Below are 1,953 nucleotides of genomic sequence, written 5' to 3'. Positions count from 1 at the left end.
TCAATGTATGGGCTCAGGACATTTTTGACGTTTTGCCGTCAGGAGATGCTTGACGATTTTGGGGGATGGCTCCTGCGCCGCTGACGTGAAACCGGGTGATGGGTTTGAGGTTTCGTCGGGGACGGACGGCGATCTCTTCCTCGCCGTGCAGTATGCGCAAGTGGGTGTCCTCGATGACGACGGTGACGATCTTGCCGCGGTGACGGGGACCGAGCTTGATGTTTTGGCCAGCGACCATGATCCGGCCGCTGTCGTGGACCTTGCGTTGAGCACGCAGCGATCCCGCGGGCATCGGTGGGGGTGGCAGCGGCGTGGCCGGTGGACGTGCGCCGCTCAGACGGCCCAGCTGCCCGGTGTCTATGGGGCAGGGCCAGGTGCCGACGAGGGCGTTGTCGATCACGGCGTGCATCAAGTGTCCGTCGAGGCGCAGCGTGACGCGCCGTCCGGCCCAGGCGAACCCGATTAGGTGGGTGGTGCCGGCGATCGAGACGGTGCCGTCTTTGGTGACGGTGCGTTCGATCTCCACCGCATCACCGGGCCGGATCACCGCGGTGCCGTTGGCGCGGCGTAACGCGGGGCGCTCGGGTTCGGGGCCGGCCGGCCGGGCCCCGCGCATCGCCATGTATCGCAGATCATCGGGAATGAGTCGAGAGCGCACCGTGCGCAGGACCTCGCCGTCGAGGCTGACGTGAATGCTGCGCAGATCGGCCCACACGTGCAGGGTTCGTCCGGCCAGGCTCTTATGCACGGCGACCGACTGGCGCCCGGAGCGGATCGTGACCTCTCCGCTGGGCGGGACCCGCACGTCGAACTCGAGGGCAGTGCCCGCAGCGGGCGGCAGCGGGGGTGGCTCGATCACATCGATCACCAGCGCCGCCGGGGCCGCAACCCCGGGAGCAGTGGACTGCTCGGCGTCGAGGCGAGTCGGGCCGTTGGGTCGAAACAAGCTGGCCGGCACCGCCATATCCAGCGCTTGATGCGGGCGCTGATGGTTATAGGCGGCGATCCAACCGTCGATCGCTTGCTGGGCGGCAACGATCGATTCGAACGGCGCCACGTGATCGAGGAACTCGGTGCGCAGCGTCTTGTGGAATCGTTCGATCTTGCCGGTCGTGGTCGGTGAGCGGGGCTTGGTCAGCCGCTGTTTGATGCCGTTGTCGCGGCAGATCTTCTCAAAGATCACCTCAACCGGCAGCGGCTTGATGAACCGCCCAGTGAACTGACCACCGTTATCGGTCAACACTTCGGCGGGCACCCCGTAGCGGCGCATCGCCGCGGTGAAAGCCTCAGCCACCTCCCGCGCGGACGGAGTGGCCAACACAGTGGCCACCACGACGAACCGGGAATGGTCATCGACGCCGGTCAATAGTTTGCACTCGCGCCCATCGGCCAACGGCACCCCGCCGACGATGTCGAGCTGCCACAGATGCATCGGCGCTTCGCGTTGCCAGCTCTTGTATTTGCGTTTGTGCTGCTGGGCTTGGGGATCGACCAGGCCATTGCGCACCAACACCCGATGCACCGTTGCCCGCGACGGCACTCGCTCCAGACCCTGACGTCCCAGTTCATGGCTGATCCGGCGAGCCCCCCAGCGCGGATGCTGCCGACGCATCTGACAGATCAGGGCCTCGACATCAGCGCACAACATGCTCGGGCTGGAATGCGGCCGACGAGACCGATCAGCCAGCCCATCCATGCCCTCCTGTTTAAACCGCGCCCGCCACGAGTCCAGCGACTGGCGCGTCGTGCCGTAGCGCAACGCGACCTCACCGATCGGCGAGCCACCCAGCACCTCGCACACCGCCCGATACCGGTACTCCACCAACCCCTGCTGATCCACAACCCCGCCCACCCCGACACCAACAAAGCCGGACCGAACAAGATCACGAATAAGGCCGAAACGTCAAGCGTCTCTTGAGAACAGACCGTCAAAGATCTCTTGAAACCAAACAC

Annotated in this window: 1 protein-coding gene; it reads right to left on the bottom strand. The window is 65.4% G+C overall.

The window, feature by feature from the left end:
- Positions 1-13: 13 nt before the first annotated feature.
- A complete protein-coding gene (locus JF781_RS27860) occupies positions 14-1,852 on the bottom strand; it encodes an IS481 family transposase (RefSeq protein WP_101930931.1) in 1,839 nt (612 codons plus the stop codon).
- Positions 1,853-1,953: the final 101 nt, after the last annotated feature.

Origin of the sequence: Mycobacterium sp. WUMAC-067 (assembly GCF_020217485.1) — a bacterium.
Classification (GTDB): Bacteria; Actinomycetota; Actinomycetes; order Mycobacteriales; family Mycobacteriaceae; genus Mycobacterium.
This window is presented reverse-complemented; position numbering and strand designations above follow the sequence as displayed.